We start from the raw sequence: 16,484 nt of genomic DNA on the forward strand, positions 1-16,484 counted from the left end.
ATGACCGATCGGCAACCAACTTCCTTGCCGCAGTCTGCATCGCCGCAGCCGTCAGCTACTGGTTATGAGTCCGGACCCTAATTCAATGTGCGTCCGCTCGCTGAATGAGCGTAATACCGTAATACCGTAAAGTGTCCTTATTCTGGCTAAGTTCATCGGCCTAGGTGTCTCGGCGAAAGCATAAAAGTGGTTTTTAAAAATTTGGTTTTCTTTGGGTGAAGAAGTTAATCGTAAAATGGTGGCAGTTGGCGATATGCGGCTAGGGTTTGAAGGGCGAGGTTATTGCTGCCGGCGGCAGTTACGCAGGTAAGCTACTGGGGAGAGCATTTTCATTATGGCACCAATTGCCGTGAGGAAAAAAGCGATTGAGCCTAGCGATATTTTGATTTTTCTTCCCGACTTGCGCGGCGGCGGCGCCGAGCGAATCGGGCTTATTCTCGGCGAAGAGTTCCTCCGCGCGGGTTGCTCGGTGGAGTTCGTGTTGATGCAGGCACGGGGAGAGCTATTGGGGGAGGCGGAGGAGCAATTCGCTGTCCATTCGCTTGACTGCACGCGGGCACGGGAGGTGCCGCTCAAATTCGCGAGGTATCTGCGTGAGCGACGACCGGACGCTCTTCTTGCTGCTATGTGGCCGTTGACAGGCATTGCCAGTATAGCCACGCGGATCGCCGGTAGTTCTACGCGTTTGGTTGCGAGCGAACACAACGACTTTCGGCTGATGCCCTCAATTAAGGGGTGGGAACGCTGGGGCCTTAAGTACTTCGGACGAGCGCTCTATGGGCGATGTGACGGGATCGTTGCCGTTTCTGCTGGTGTTGCGGACAGCCTACGAGAGGTTGCGGGGCTTCCGCTGGAGCGGATCACCGTTATCCATAATCCGGTCCGTCGGTTCGAGCCAGGTGAACTGACTGACGACGACTGCCGCCTCCTTTCAGGATGGCTAGAAAGCGAAATACGCCTGATCGCAATTGGGTCGCTAAAACAACAGAAGGGCTTTGACGTGCTTTTGCGGTCGCTCGCGGAGCTTCGCGAGCGCATCGATGCGCGCCTCCTCATTCTCGGTGAGGGCCCACTTCGGGGGGAATTGGAAGCTCTTTCGCGCGATCTTGGTGTTGATCGGCACGTCTGGCTCCCAGGTTTTCGGCATAATCCGAGCGCCTTTTTACAGCACGCGGACGTGTTTATCTTGTCATCCAATTGGGAGGGCTTCGGCAACGTTCTCGTCGAGGCGTTGGCAGCCGGGGTGTCGGTGGTCTCGACGGATTGTCTCTCTGGGCCGTCTGAGATTCTTGAGGGAGGGAGATATGGTACTCTTGTGGAGGTAGGGGACCATGCTAGCCTTGCTCGTGGAATAGAAGCGTCGGTTTTTTGTCCGTTCAATCGGGATTTATTAATAGAACGCGCGGCGTCATTTTCCCCAGAAAGAGCGGCCCAAAAATACCTCGAAATGTTTGAAAAATAGAGTGCGAATTAAAAGGATTCGCGGCGCGCACCGTATCACTTTTTGCGTTTTATTTATGATGAGAGATTTATGATAGAATCGTCTATTATTATAACTGCTTATAATCGCGAAGACTTTATCGGCGCCGCGATAGGATCGGCTCTTGCCCAGAGTGATTGCGGCGAGATAGAAGTGATTGTTGTCGATGATTGTTCAGTAGACGCTACTCGTTGTGTTGTTGAGGAGTATTCATGTTTGGATTCTCGTCTGCGCGTGGTGTTTCATGAGTCGAATTTAGGTGTACTGGAGGCTACGCTTACCGGTTTGCGTTTAGCTCGAGGCAGATATATTTTTCTTCTTGATAGTGACGATCTTATGCATTCAAGGCGTGTCGCAAGATGCGTGCAGTATTTTGAGGAAAATACGAGTACCTCCATAATAGTACATGGCATTGAGGCATTTGAAGAATTTTCTGATATTGCAGACAAGATGAAAGGTGGCTTTAATAAGCAATTTTCTCGATATGGTGGATGCGCCAGGTCGATGAAATTGGATGAAGAATATTTTCGGACGGGTCCATATGTCGCTATTCATAGTGAGCGAGCTAATATAGAGGAGTTTGTTAGGGAATGTTGTAGAATGTTTACTGTTGAAGAGCGAATGAGATCCTATCAGGACCTTCCGATTTGCTATTATTCAGCGTTTCGGGGTGTCGGGGAGGCGGCATGGGTGCCGGATATTTTGTACTTTAGAAGGCATCACTCAAACAATAGTGGTGCTACTCCCACGCTCGAGCGTGCGACGGCGAATGCGGAACGGGGAGTCATGACAATTTCGGTTACTAAGAGGCTTATTGGTGAATATATTTCTCCAAATATAGGGCGTATTTTGGATTTAAAAATGGCAAGGGCTCAATTTATTTTGGGGCTTTATAAAGAAGATTTTCGGAGTGCAAGGGATATTTTGTTCAGTAACATGATTTATAATTACTCCTATAGGAGTAGACTGTTGCTTAAATTGCGTTACTGCCTATTTTGGTTTCTAGGGGCGAGGCGAGCGTTGGTGTTGAAGCAGTTAGTGGCTCGATTTAAGTGATTAGTTTATTTGAGTATTCTTGTATTTACCTCACCCGTAACGGGCTGCTGGAACCGCTCGGGCAGAGTCAGGTGATCAGCTACCTGCATGGGCTGTCGCGGGACCATCGTATCACATTGATTACGCTGGAGAAGCCGGAGGATCGTGCAGACGCCGGCGCAATGGCACGTGCCCGCAGAGACTGCGAGGCTCACGGAATCGACTGGCGGCCGCACCCCTTTTACGGACGGCCGCGGTTGTTGGCGCCGGCTTGGAGCCAGCTCGCCATGAGTGCCGCGGTTCTTCGAATGGCCCGCTCCGAAGACGCCGGGCTGATCCACGCGCGGTCCTATCTTCCTGCTGGCGTGGCATGGTTCGTGCGGCGGTTGACGGGGACACCCTTTATTTTCGACATGCGTGCGCTTTGGCCGGAGGAGATGATCACCGCCGGTCGTCTCAAGCGCGGCTCTATCCTGCACCGTATGCTGCAGCGTCTGGAGCGCCTCTGTCTGCGAGATGCGGCGGCGGTTGTTTCTCTGACGGAGGCGGCGGTCGACTATCTGAAGGAACGTTACCCGGAGGAACTCGCCGGGCAAAGGATTCGGGTTATCCCGACCTGCGCGAACCTGGAGAGGTTCACGCCGTCCAACGAGCCTTCGCAGCACCGTGTTTACGGCTGCGTGGGAACCGTGCTGAGTGGATGGTTCCGGGTTGAGTGGCTCTCCGCCTTCTTTCGAGCCATGGCGCGGAATCAGCCTGACGCACGGTTTGAGGTTGTGACTCGCGATGATCCGGACGCCGTGCGCGCGCGTCTCGATCCCAAGAACGAAATTGCCAACTTGTCGATCTTCGCCTCTCCACATGAGCGCGTCCACGAAGTGGTCCGGCGGCAAGTCGCGTCGGCCATGTTTTACGCGGGTGGTGAAGTCTCGGAACTCGGCCGCAGCCCGACCCGGATGGCTGAGGTTCTCGGCTGCGGCGTCCCTGTCATCGCGAACGACGGGGTGGGCGATGTCGCCCGCATTATCCGTCGTTACCGCGTGGGCGTCATTGTCGAGGACGGCTCCGACGCGGCGATGGACAAGGCGGTGGACGAGCTGGAGCGCCTTCGACAGGACCCGGATCTGGCCGCCCGATGCAGACGGGCCGCGGAAGAAGTGTTCTCCCTGCATCGGGGCACGGAAGCCTATCGCGCTCTCTATGACGAGATCCTCGGTCGCGACCGCGATCCCTCAGTCCAAGATGAGCCCGACGTCGATAGCGCACCGGCGGCGGAGGACCGGGTCACGATTTGACGATTTGATTCGTCATCTCGGTCGTGCTCGAAAGCTTCGGACGCGTCCGCAGACTTAGGCTGGAAGCGCGAGCGCACATGCGATGCGGGAGCCGCATGCGTCCCCTGCGTGGGGCGGGGTGTCGCGCCGAACGATCACCCGCTACGGTTGGTGCGTCCGGGTCGCCTGGTCGTCGGCCCGCCCACCAGCAAGGTTTCCATGGCATCGACTTCGGCTCCCGAGCCTCCGATCGGCGCGATCCTGAGCGGCGTTCTTCTGATGACGGCGACGGCTGCGCTGTTTGCCTGTCTCGATACGACCGCGAAATTTCTCGGCCAATGGCTGCCCTCTGCCGAGGTGGCCTGGATCCGCTTTCTCACCCATACGGTGTTCGTGGCGCTGATCTTGCGGGTGTGGAGCCGTCCGGAGACCATCGCCACCCGCCGGCCCGTTCTGCAGGTCGTGCGCGGTGCGTTGATGTTCGCCACCACCGCGCTCAACTTCGCCGCCCTGCAATATCTTCAGCTTGCCGAAGCCGTTTCCATCATGTTCGCCGCCCCGCTGGTGGTGACCGCATTGGCCGGTCCGATGCTGGGCGAGCGGGTTGGCCTGCGCCGCTGGGCGGCCGTCCTGATCGGCTTTTGCGGCGTCCTGGTCATCACCAAGCCGGGATTCGGCACGCTGCACATCGGGGTGATCCTGTCGCTCGGCTCGATGATCACCTATGCCTTCTACGCGCTGTTCACGCGCCTCGTTGGGGCGACGGAAAGCGCGGAGAGCATGATCTTCTATTCCGGTCTGGTGGGCGCGGTCGGACTGGCGCCGGTCGCCGTTCCGATGTTCGAGTGGCCGGCCTGGTGGCAGGTTCCCTTCCTGCTGGCGACAGGGGCGTTCGGCGGCTTCGGCCATTTTCTGCTGATCAAGGCCTACAAGATCGCACCGGCCTCGACGCTGGCCCCGTTCATCTACACCCAGATTATCTGGATGACCCTGTTCGGCTATCTGATATTCGATGACGTTCCGGGCCTGTCCACCCTGGTGGGCGCGTCGATCGTGGCGGTCTCCGGCCTTTATATCCTGCATCGGGAGCATCGGCTCGCTCGGCAGGGGCGTCATTGACCCGACCGGTCGGAAGCCCAGCGATTTGTAACAGACGAAGGAGAGATCGACGTGACGCAGCCGACCGTCCTCTTGCTCACGCCCATGTTGCCGGTGACCCGCGCCGCCCTCGACGACCGGTTCGACCTGGTGGCGTTGGCAGATGCGGAAGACAAGGAAGCGCGGCTTGCCAAGGTTGCGGACAGGGTGCGGGCGATCGCCATGTTCGCCGACGGACGGGTCGACGGTGCCTTGATGAACCGGCTGCCGAAGCTGGAGATCGTCTCCGTGTTCGGTGTCGGCTATGACGGCGTCGATGCGGCCGAAGCGGCCCGGCGCGGCATCTTGGTGACCAACACGCCGGATGTCCTCACGGACGAGGTCGCGGATACGGCCATGGCGCTCACGATCATGACCGTGCGCCGTCTCGGGGCGGCGGAGCGCTATCTGCGCGCCGGGCAGTGGACGGCGAAGGGCCCGTTTCCGCTGACGCCTGGCAGCCTGGTGGGCGCGACCATGGGCATTCTCGGCCTTGGCCGGATCGGACGGGCGGTGGCCGCGCGTGCGTCGGCATTTGGGCTGAAGATCGCCTATCACGGTCGGTCCCGCCAGGACGTGCCCTATGCCTATTATGACAGCCCGGCCGCGCTCGCCGAAGCCAGCGACATTTTGATGATCGCGACGCCGGGCGGCGCGGAAACACGGCATTTGGTCGATGCGGACGTTTTGAAGGCGCTCGGGTCCCGGGGGTATCTGGTCAATATCGGGCGCGGTTCCACGGTCGACGAGACCGCGCTGGCGGCGGCCCTGGAGGCCGGCACGATCGCGGGCGCGGGACTGGACGTGTTCGCGGAGGAGCCGCAGGTGCCGGAGGCGCTGCTCGGTCGCGACGACGTGGTGCTCCTGCCGCATGTCGCCTCGGCCTCGCTGCCGACCCGTACCGCGATGGGGCAACTCATGGTCGACAATCTGTCCGCTTGGTTCGAGAGCGGCCGGGTGTTGACCCCGGTTCCCGAAACGCCGCGGCCGTAGGATATCCGTTTCGCGGGCGCCGATTGGGCGTCCGCCGGCGGACTTCGGAGGTTGAGACGCACTTGGTCCGCCGGTTGGTGGAGATTGGGCTGCAAAATGTCCCCTATTGCGACGCAGCACTTGCGTGCCCATCGGCAGATGGGCATGAAAGCGCGGGCAGCAGGTCGGTGCCAGCCGATGTTGGGAGGCGGGCCAACGATGCCCCCTGCCGTTGAGTCCTTTCGACCATCATTTTCTGGACGGTAAACGATGCGCATTACGATGATCGGCGCCGGCTATGTCGGGCTGGTTTCGGGGGCCTGTTTCGCGGATTTCGGCCACGTGGTGACATGCGTCGATTCCGATCCGGAACGGGTCGAGCGGCTCAATCGCGGCGAGGTGCCGATCTTCGAGCCGGGCCTGGAGGAGATCGTCGAGCGCAACCGCGAGGAAGAGCGCCTGTTCTTCACCAGTGCGCTGCCGGAGGCGGTGGGTGAGGCAGATGTCGTCTTCATCGCGGTCGGCACCCCGTCGCGTCGTGGCGACGGCCGCGCCGATTTGACCTATGTCTACGCTGCGGCCGAAGACGTGGCGCGGCACGTGTCGGGCTATACGGTGATCGTAACCAAATCGACGGTTCCGGTCGGCACCGGCGACGCCGTCGAGCGGATCGTGCGCGAGGCGGTTGCCGATATCGACGTCTCGGTGGTGTCGAACCCGGAATTCCTGCGCGAAGGGGCGGCGATCGAGGACTTCAAGCGTCCCGATCGGATCGTGATCGGGGTGGAGGACGAGCGGGCCAAGACGGTGATGAGCGAGGTCTATCGGCCGCTGTTCGTCAACCAGGCGCCGGTGATCTTCACCGGCCGGCGCACCGCGGAGCTGACCAAGTACGCCGCCAACGCCTTCCTCGCCACCAAGATCACCTTCATCAACGAGATCGCCGATCTGTGCGAGCGGGCCGGAGCCAACGTGCAGGAGGTTGCGCGCGGCATCGGTCTCGACAATCGGATCGGGTCCAAGTTCTTGCATGCGGGGCCGGGCTTCGGCGGCTCCTGTTTCCCGAAGGATACGCGGGCGCTGGTGGAAACGGCCCGCGAGTTCGAGAGCCCGTGCCAGATCGTGGAAAGCGTCGTGACGGTCAACGAGATGCGCAAGACGCGGATGGCCCAGAAGGTCGTCCGCGCCTGTGGCGGTACGGTGTCCGGCAAGACCGTCGCGTTGCTCGGCCTGACCTTCAAGCCGAACACCGACGATATGCGCGAAAGCCCGGCGATCGCGATCGCGGAGGCGCTGGTTGCCGCGGGCGCGACCCTGAACGGCCATGACCCGGAAGGCATGGAGCAGGCCAAGAAGGTGCTGCCGGCGGTGAATTATGCGGATACGGCGTATGCCTGCGTGGAGGAGGCCGATGCGGTGGTGCTCGTCACCGAATGGGACGCCTATCGCGCGCTTGACCTGAAGCGCATCAAGGATCTCGTCCGGGTCCCGATCTTCGTCGATTTGCGCAACGTCTATCGCCGCGCCGAGGTGGAACGCTACGGGTTCACCTATGTCGACGTCGGGCGGGGATAGCGCGTCGGTCGAAAAGCCGGGGCCCAAAAAGGGCGTGGGCGGCAGGCCGATGGCCTCCGTCCACGGTTGTGCCCGGACTATGACGGGCGGGATTTTCAAGGCGTGCGCCGTCTCAAGGTCACACGCGGGAACACATGCGGCTTGCGCATCGCATACGCTTTAGAACCGTTCCGCTTTTCACTGAAAAGCAGTCAGGCTCTCGCTGATTGTTTTGGCGCGTTTCCTGACGGCGAACCGATCTCCACTTCGCCTGGAAACGCTTTAAGGGACGTTTTTGACCGGGTCTTGGGTCACCCGCGCTCCGCGCGGTCACCCCTCGGCCCGTTGAGCTTCCTGGTTGCGCGCCCCGACCTGCTTGGATAGGCGGAGGCCCGGCTTTCGCCAGCAATCTCATTTCCGTCCCTTCGAGCGCCCGCTTCTCACGCGAATTTGCAGCGAGATGGAAGGGGAACCGAATTCCGCTTTCATCCCGCGTCAGCGGGCTTTGAACTCTTGGGCAGACCTTTCGGTCTTCGGTCCCGCGGCAGCACTGGCCGCCACGGACAAGCTTGCCGGGATCAGATCGTCCCTGGGATCAAACGACCCGCGGGATCACACGACCCCCATGACGATGGCGGCGATGAAAACGAACGCCGCTCCGAACAGAACCATGTTCAAACGTCGGGCATAAGCCATGACGCACCTCCCTGAGGCACGAGTACCGAAGCCTTAACTATACAGTCGGATGGGGAGGCTCGCCTAGCAAATTCGTTGCTGCGCCGCGGGGGGATATGGTGCGCTGCGGGACGGTAAGGCGAAAACCGGGGAAGATTTTGCTCTTCTGGCGTGAGCGTTCCGCGAGTTGGCGTGAACGTTTATTTATTCAGCGCAAATCCCGGACGCGAAACCGGTATCCATTTTCGCTGGGATTTGCGAAGCCAGCGCGCGACCGTGCGCCGGCCGGTCAAAAGGCGAGGAGCGGAGCGACCGGGAAAAAGGAAACAAGCCGCCCTCGCGTGAGCGAAAAGACCCCTCCCACTTTTCCTGGGCTTTGTTTGCAGTTGCATCCCTGCCGCTTGACTCCCGTCGTCGGGTTCGGAATCTTTTAGGAACAAAACACGAACAATCGTCGTGCCGCTTTGCTGTGGAGCCTCTCTCTCATGGCCTCCGTCCCGTTGTCAGATCTGCGCGCCCGGATCGCCGCTCTTGAAGGGCGTGCGGGCGGTGGCGTCTGGGGCCGTGCGGGTGAGGAGAGCCGCTCCAGGTCTGCTTCGGACGCGGAGCTGCGGTCCGTCCGCTTCGGTCTCGACATCGTGGAGCGGCTGTTTCCGCTCGAGGCTCGGCCGGAGGGAACGGTGCACGATCTCGCCGCCGCCGGCCATCGCGATGCCGGTGCGCTGTCGGGGGTCGCGGTGGCCGTGCTTGCCCGCATGGGACGGGCGGCGGGGCCGATCATCTGGGTTTGCGATGCCGTCACCGCCGGCGAGATCGGCGCGCTCTACGGTCCGGGCCTGGCCGCTTTCGGGATCGATCCCGCCCGGTTGGTGCTGGTCACGGCCAAGAGCGGGGCCGATGCCCTTTGGGCGGCCGAGGAGGCCCTTTCGGTCTCGCAGCTCGCCGCAGTGGTGGTGGAGATTGGTGGTGCCTCCCGGCTTTTGGACCTGACAGCGACCCGCCGGCTGGCGCTGCGCGCAGAGCGCCAAGACACGCCGGTCTTCCTGCTTCGCCCCGCCGGGCCGGATACGGCATCCGCCGCGCGTACCCGATGGCGGATCGCGCCGCGTCCGTCCACGCCCGATCCGTACGGCCTGGCCGGTCTCGGCCGACCCGGCTTCGCGCTTCAGTTGACCCGCAACCGCGGCGGCCCCACCGGCGCCGTCGATGTGGAGTTTCGCCCCTATGACCACCGTTTCCGACCGGCGCATCCTCTGCCTGTGGCTGCCCCGGCTTCCGACCGATCGGCGCGCCCGGGACCGGCGATGGTCATCGCCCTTCCACGCGCCTCCTGAACGGGGGCAGGGCCGCGCACTGCCGCGGGTGACCGTCGCCCAGGTGGGTTCGGCCCGCCTCCTCGCCGCCGTCGATCCGGCGGCTGAGGCGGCTGGGCTGGAGCCGGGGCTCGGCCTTGCGGAGGCGCGCGCGTTGGCGCCGGAGCTTCTGGTCGAGCCTCACGATCCGGAGGCCGATGCCGCCTTTCTGGATGCGCTTGCCACCGCGTGCGACCGCTATACGCCCCTGGTCGCGCTGACGCCGCCCGACGGGCTCCTGCTCGACATCGCCGGCTGCGCCCATCTCTTCGGCGGAGAGCCCAGCTTGTTGCGCGATCTGCGCGAGCGCGTGGTGCGTGCTGGGCTGTCCGCCCGGGCCGCGATTGCCCCGACGGCCGGCGCGGCCTGGGCGATGGCACACTATGGCAGCACCGACATCCTTACCGAAGACGGCGTCGCTGGGGCTCTTGCGCCGCTTCCCGTCGAGGCGCTGCGGATCGTCCCCGAGATGGCACGGACCCTGAAGCGCCTTGGCCTGAAGACGATTGCCGATCTCCGCATGCAGCCGCGCGCGCCGCTGGCCGCGCGCTTCGGACCGGAGCTCCTGCGTCGGCTCGACCAGGCGCTCGGCCAGGAGGACGAGCCGATTACGCCGCGCCGGCCGTTGCCGTTGCTCTTGGTGGAGCGCCGGCTTGCCGAGCCGATCTTCCAGTGGGATGTGGCGTCTGCCTATCTCGCCCGCCTGGCCGGTGCGCTGGAGGAACGACTGGAAGCGCGCGGCGAGGGGGCACGCAAGCTGGTTCTGGGGCTCTTTCATGCCGATGGCTCGGTGTCGGAAATCGCGGCTGCAACCACCGGCCCGGTGCGCGATCCGGGCCGCATCACCGCCGTGTTCGCGCCGAAACTCGAAGGGCTTGCCGCCCGCTGTACCATCGACAGCGGCATCGACCTTATCCGCTTGGCGGCGCACGAGACCGCGCCGACGAGCGCGCGCCAGGGCGATCTCGACGGCCATTTGCAAGCGGAAGCGGACCTGGCCCGGCTGATCGACATTTTGAGCGCGCGGCTGGGGGCCGATGCTGTCACCCGCTTGGTTGCCGGCGACAGCCACATTCCCGAGTTTGCCGCCACTGCAATGCCGGCCCAGCGGGTCGGCGCCCGATTTGATGGCACCAGTGCTCTCCACCAGCGCGCGACCGCGCGCCGGCCATACTCGGCCGCGCCCGCGCAGCCGCGAGCGAAGCGAGTTGGCGTGAGCGAGAAGAATCCTTTGCACCAACCGGAAGAGCCGCCGGAGCGGCCGTTGCGGTTGTTTTCCCGGCCCGAACCGGTGGAGGCGGTGGCGAGCGTGCCCGACGGGCCGCCGGCAAGCTTTCGCTGGCGCAAGGTGCGCTATCAGGTCGCCCGGTCGGAGGGGCCGGAGCGGATTGCCGCGGAATGGTGGCACGGCGGCACTGTCGGCCCGACCCGGGACTATTTTCGCGTGGAGGATACCGATGGCCGCCGCTTCTGGCTGTTCCGGGAGGGCCTCTACGAGCGCGAGACGGCCCAGCCGCGCTGGTATCTGCACGGCCTATTTGCATGAGCGGTTTGTTTTTTATCGCTCGCGCCAACTCGCTTCGCTCGCGGCTGCGCGGGCGCGGCCAAGTATGGCCGGCGCGCGGTCGCTTTGCGGGAAGAAAACCACAGCCAGGAAAATGAGGGCGTCTGCGATCTGCTCCAACCGATGTGAAGTGACACCATGGCCGGATTGGACTCTATCCCGTTCGTCGAGCTTGCTGCGGCCACCAACTTCTCCTTCCTGCATGGGGCGTCCCATCCGGAGGAGATGGTGGGCCAGGCCGCGCGGCTGGGGCTCTCCGGCCTAGCGGTGTGCGACACCAACACGCTCGCCGGCGTGGTTCGCGCCCATGCTGCGGCCAAGGAGGTGGGGTTTGCTTTCGCCGTGGGGTGTCGGTTGGTCTTTTGCGACGCCACGCCGGATCTCCTGGTCTGGCCCTCCGATCGGGCTGCCTATGGCCGGCTCTGCCGGCTTCTGACGGCCGGCAACATGCGCGGCGAGAAGGGCGATTGCCGGCTCCTGCGCGCCGATCTTGCCGACCATGCCAATGGGCTTGTCTGCGCGATCCTGGCCGGCACGGCGACGGAGGAGGATGTTGCGGAGACGGCTGCGCTTCTGGAGGCGTCAACCGGCCATCCGGTTCGGCTTGCCATCACCGCCGCCTATGGGCGGGCCGATCGGCGCCGCCAGGCCGAGGGCGCACACCTTGCCGAACGCCTGAAGCTGCCGCTTCTGGCCACCCTGCTGCCGCTCTATCATGTGCCGGAGCGGCGCATGATGCAGGACGTGCTGACCGCCATCTCCGCCCATGTCAGCGTGGACGCCGCCGGCCGGCGCCTGCTCGCCAATGCCGAGCGTCATTTGAAGTCGCCCGCCGAGGTGGCCCGCCTGTTTCGCGACCATCCGGACGCGGTGGCGGAAACGGTGGGCCTGTTCGGCGCACTCTCCTTCTCCCTCGACGATCTGCGCTACGAATATCCCGAGGAGGCGACCGATCCGGGCTCCTCGCCCCAGGAGACACTTGTCCGGCTCACGCATGAAGGGGCGGCGGCGCGCTATCCGGGGGGTATCCCCAAAAAGGTTTCCGTCGCGATTGCCTACGAACTGGCCCTTATCGGCGAACTCGGCTACGCGCCCTATTTTCTGACGGTGCACGACATCGTCCGCTTTGCCCGCTCTCGCGCGATCCTGGCGCAAGGGCGCGGCTCGGCGGCGAATTCCGCGGTCTGCTTCTGTCTGGGCATCACCGAAGTGGACCCGGAGCGCACCGATCTTTTGTTCGAGCGCTTCATCTCCGCGGAGCGGCGCGAGCCGCCGGATATCGATGTCGACTTCGAACACGAGCGGCGCGAGGAAGTGATCCAGTACGTCTACGCCAAATATGGCCGCGACCGTGCCGGCCTCGCCGCCACCGTGATTTCGTACCGAAGCCGCTCCGCCGCCCGCGAAATCGGCAAGGCACTGGGGCTGTCGGAAGATGCCGTTTCGGCGCTCTCCGGCACCATCTGGGGCTGGACCTCCTCCGGCGTCGGCGCGGAGGATGCGCGCCGCGCCGGGCTCGATCCGAACGATCCGCGCATTGCCTACCTAGTGCGCCTGTCGCGCGAGATCATGGGCTTCCCGCGCCATCTCTCCCAGCATGTCGGCGGTTTCGTCATCACCCGCGGCCGGCTCGACGAGGTCGTCCCCATCACCAAGGCGGCGATGGAGGACCGCACCATGGTGGAGTGGGACAAGGACGATCTCGACACGCTCGGCATCTTGAAGATCGACATTCTGGCGCTCGGCATGTTGACGTGCATTCGCAAGGCGTTCGCGCTTCTGGGCCGCCACTATGCCGCCGAGCTGGCGGCAAGCGCCGCCGCTGCGCCCTCGGCCTATCCGCGATTTCATCCGATGCGGGAGGGCGAATGGGTCGGCGCCGGGCCGGCCGCACCCGCCATTCCGGTCGATCCGAGCAGCCTGTTCCACACTCCGCTCACTCCCGCGCAAGCGGGAGTCCATAGGGAAATTCGAGCATTCTCGGAGGATCGGCAAACTCTGGAGCCCAGTCACCGAGATCATCCGCTTGAAGGCGATCGGAGCGCTATGCCTCCACCGCCCTATGGATTCCCGCTTTCGCGGGAATGGACGGAGAATGAGGTTCCTCCCAAGAGATCAGCCTCGTCCGCTGTGGACCGCGCCCCCTCCAAGGTTTCGGGAACCACCGACCCCTGGCCGGTGACGCTAGCCTCCATCCCCGAGGGCGATGAAGCCGTCTACGACATGATCTGCCGGGCCGACACGCTGGGCGTGTTCCAGATCGAAAGCCGGGCTCAGATGACCATGCTGCCGCGGCTCAAGCCGCGCAATTTCTACGATCTCGTTATCGAGGTGGCGATCGTGCGGCCGGGCCCGATCCAGGGCGACATGGTGCACCCCTACCTCCGCCGCCGGCAGGAGAAGGAAAAGGTTCACTACCCCGCACCGTCGCCGGAGCACGGCCCGCCGGACGAACTTCGGCAAGTTCTTCATAAGACCCTTGGCGTGCCGCTGTTCCAGGAACAGGCCATGAAGATCGCGATCGTGGCAGCCGGTTTCACGCCGTCGGAGGCCGACCGGCTGCGTCGGGCGATGGCGACCTTCCGTAAGGTCGGCACCATTCACACCTTTCAGGAGAAGATGGTGGAAGGCATGGCGCGGCGTGGCTACGAGCGCGCCTTCGCCGAGCGCTGCTTCCAGCAGATCGAGGGCTTCGGCGAGTACGGCTTTCCCGAAAGCCATGCGGCGAGCTTCGCGCTCCTGGTCTACGCCTCCTGCTGGCTGAAGTGCCATTATCCGGACGTGTTCTGTGCCGCGCTTTTGAACAGCCAGCCCATGGGCTTCTATGCGCCCTCCCAGATCGTGCGCGATGCCGCCCGCCACGGCGTGGAGATCCGACCGGTCGACGTCAATTTCTCCGACTGGGACACCACCCTGGAGCCCGGCCCGGCGGCGTGCGAACGGCTGCACCGCGACCATGTCTCCATGCGCACGGCGATCTACTCGCGCTGTGCCGTTCGGTTGGGGTTTCGCCAGGTGAAGGGGCTTTCGGAAGCGGCGATGGAGCAGCTCGTAGCGGCGCGGGGCGCGGGCTACGATTCCGTGCGCGATCTCTGGCTGCGCACCGGACTTGCCCGCCATGTGGTGGAGCGATTGGCGGAGGCCGACGCCTTTTCCAGTCTCGGCCTGTCGCGCCGCGATGCGCTTTGGGCCGCGCGCGGCCTCGACGAGGGCGCGGCGGTGGAGACGCTGCCTCTCTTCGCCGCCGCCGATACGGCTGCGCTGAGGGAGGAGCCGGATGCCCACCTGCCGCCGATGCCGCCGGGCGAGGAGGTGATCCACGACTATCGCACCTTGTCTTTGTCGCTGAAGGCCCATCCGATCGCCTTCGTGCGCGACCGGCTCGCTGCGGACCGGGTGTTGCCGGCCGATCGACTTGGATATGTCCAAAACGGACGACGGGTTCTGGTCGCCGGCCTAGTGCTGGTGCGCCAGCGGCCGGGCTCGGCCAAGGGCGTGATTTTCATGACGCTGGAGGACGAGACCGGGGTCGCCAACGTGATCGTCTGGCCGAAGACGTTCGAGCGCTTCCGCGCCATCGTGCTCGGCAGCCGCTTCATCGAGGTGGCCGGCCGGCTACAGGTGCAGGACAGCGTGATCCATATCGTCGCCGAGCGGCTGGTCGATCGCACCGGCGATCTCGCCACCTTGAGCGAGGATGGGCGTCCGCTTGCGCGCCGGCGGGATGGCGCGCTGTCGGAGGTGGAGGGCATGATCTCCCACGCCGACGAGGTGCGCCGGCCTCAAGAGGATGTCCGCACCAGGATCAAGCCGGGCTCGACGCTCGCCAAGCTGATCAGCGAGATGCCCGCGCTCGAGGGCGATCTCGATGCGCTCCGGCGCAAGAACGCCGCCGGGCTGTCCAAATCGACGCTGGCCGGTTCCGATCCGTCGCCCGCGCCCCGCTCCACGTGGGCGACGCCGCGCCGCGCCGCGCCCGACGCCGCCGAAATCGGCCGTCATGCCGAAGAGCGGGCCCATGCCCGCGAAACCCGTCGCGCCCTGCCGAAGGGCCGCAACTTTCATTGATGTCCCGTCTCGCGCCAGAGCATTTCCCGTTCAGACTGAAATAGTCTGAACGAAAAGGAATTGCTCAAGTAATTGAATCTGGAGCCATTTCTTATCGTTCAGATGTTTCCATCTGAACGGAAAAGATTCTAGGCTCCGCAAAACAGAGGGGACATTCATGCGACGATTGCGGATGCGCTTTGGCGCACTCCTGGGCGTGGTTGCGCTGTTTGCGGCCGGGCTCGGGCTTTCCGCGAGCGCCCAGGGGCCCGAGCGGGTCGACCTGGCGATCGTGCTCGCGCTCGACTGCTCCTATTCCGTCGATGCCCGAGAATACGACCTGCAACGCAAGGGCCTCGCCAAGGCTTTTCTGGACGAGGCGGTGGTTGCCGCGATCGAGAGCGGGCCGACCGGGCGGATTGCCGTGACCGTGGTGCAGTGGTCGGCCGACGACATCCAGCAGGTCGCCGTGCCCTGGCGGATCGTCGACGGGCCGGTCGCAGCCGCCGATCTCGCCAGCCGCATCGCCGGGGCCCCGCGTATGGCCGCAGCGGGCTCCACGTCGATCTCGGCCGCTCTCATCTACAGCGCGAAGCTGCTTGCCCAGGCCCCGGTGGAGACCAATCGGCAGGTCATCGATGTCGCCACCGACGGCATCAACAATCTCGGCCCCTGGCTTAGGGATGCCCGCGACGTGGTGATCGCACGCGGCATCACCATCAACGGGCTCGCGATCAAGACCGAGGTCTCCTACCTGCACCACTATCTCCGGAACCGGATGATCGGCGGGCCGGGCGCGTTCGTGGAGATCGCCAAGGACTACGAAGACTTCGCCCGGGCCATCCACATCAAGCTTCTGCGCGAAATCCGCCCGATGATTGGGTAAGCAAAGCCCAGGAAAAGTGGGAACCGGTTTTCCGACCGGGATTTGCGGAGAAAAGATTTATCCGCTCACGACAGTCGCGCTTTGCGCGACGTCTCCGCGGGGCGGGCTGATCTTTCGTCCCTGTCGCTGCGCTCCTCGCCGCTTGACCGGCCGGCCGACGGTCGTCGTCGGGTGGGCGCACTCCTAAAAAGCTGAGGCTGGTTCTTCCTGAGCAGCCCCATCCTCCGCTCATTCCCGCGCAAGCGGGAATCCATCGTGAGTGAGCCGTATTCTTCGGCGATCGAGTTTGGGTTCGGGTCTTCTGGACGGGCCATTTTCACAAATGGCCAGCCGAACGGGCTTTCAAGCTGCAAGCATGCCGCTCCGCCCTATGGATTCCCGCTTGCGCGGGAATGAGCAACCGTGTCTGCTATGTGGTCGGTGCGCAGGCTGTCTCGGCGTCGCGGATGATGGCGTTGAGATGGGTGATGAGCTTGCGCATCACGGCGGTGATGGCAACTTTGAACGG

Annotated in this window: 10 protein-coding genes; all 10 read left to right on the forward strand. The window is 63.7% G+C overall.

The features are described 5' to 3' along the window. Nucleotides 1-334 precede the first annotated feature (334 nt). The 10 genes from HNS03_RS24985 to HNS03_RS25030 all read left to right on the forward strand — a co-directional run bounded on the left by HNS03_RS24985 (nt 335) and on the right by HNS03_RS25030 (nt 15,976). Nucleotides 335-1,462, forward strand: a complete 1,128-nt coding sequence (locus HNS03_RS24985) for a glycosyltransferase (protein ID WP_367198771.1) — start codon at nt 335-337, stop codon at nt 1,460-1,462. Between the two features lie 69 nt (nt 1,463-1,531). After that, on the forward strand, nt 1,532-2,536 hold the full coding sequence (locus HNS03_RS24990; protein ID WP_367198772.1) for a glycosyltransferase family 2 protein: 1,005 nt from the start codon (nt 1,532-1,534) through the stop codon (nt 2,534-2,536). Between the two features lie 71 nt (nt 2,537-2,607). Next, complete coding sequence (locus tag HNS03_RS24995) at nt 2,608-3,810, forward strand: glycosyltransferase family 4 protein (protein WP_367198773.1); 1,203 nt, start codon at nt 2,608-2,610, stop codon at nt 3,808-3,810. A gap of 198 nt (nt 3,811-4,008) precedes the next feature. Then, nucleotides 4,009-4,908, forward strand: coding sequence for a DMT family transporter (locus HNS03_RS25000; protein ID WP_367198774.1), 900 nt, complete (start codon nt 4,009-4,011; stop codon nt 4,906-4,908). A gap of 51 nt (nt 4,909-4,959) precedes the next feature. After that, nucleotides 4,960-5,919 carry a 2-hydroxyacid dehydrogenase gene (locus HNS03_RS25005; protein ID WP_367198775.1) on the forward strand — a complete coding sequence of 320 codons (960 nt, stop codon included), beginning with the start codon at nt 4,960-4,962 and terminating at the stop codon, nt 5,917-5,919. Nucleotides 5,920-6,168: 249 nt separating this feature from the next. After that, on the forward strand, nt 6,169-7,473 hold the full coding sequence (locus HNS03_RS25010; protein ID WP_367198776.1) for a UDP-glucose/GDP-mannose dehydrogenase family protein: 1,305 nt from the start codon (nt 6,169-6,171) through the stop codon (nt 7,471-7,473). Between the two features lie 1,139 nt (nt 7,474-8,612). Then, nucleotides 8,613-9,461, forward strand: coding sequence for an ImuA family protein (locus tag HNS03_RS25015; RefSeq protein ID WP_367198777.1), 849 nt, complete (start codon nt 8,613-8,615; stop codon nt 9,459-9,461). Further along, a complete protein-coding gene (locus tag HNS03_RS25020) occupies nt 9,352-11,025 on the forward strand; it encodes a DNA polymerase Y family protein (protein WP_367198778.1) in 1,674 nt (557 codons plus the stop codon). The genes HNS03_RS25015 and HNS03_RS25020 overlap by 110 nt, the downstream gene beginning before the upstream one ends. Before the next feature lie 156 nt (nt 11,026-11,181). After that, entirely contained in the window at nt 11,182-15,111 is a 3,930-nt protein-coding gene (locus tag HNS03_RS25025) for a PHP domain-containing protein (protein ID WP_367198779.1), read from the forward strand. A gap of 157 nt (nt 15,112-15,268) precedes the next feature. Next, complete coding sequence (locus HNS03_RS25030) at nt 15,269-15,976, forward strand: DUF1194 domain-containing protein (RefSeq protein ID WP_367198780.1); 708 nt, start codon at nt 15,269-15,271, stop codon at nt 15,974-15,976. The last annotated feature ends 508 nt before the right edge of the window (nt 15,977-16,484 follow it).

It is taken from the genome of Amorphus sp. 3PC139-8, from assembly GCF_040750475.1.
Lineage (GTDB): Bacteria > Pseudomonadota > Alphaproteobacteria > Rhizobiales > Amorphaceae > Amorphus.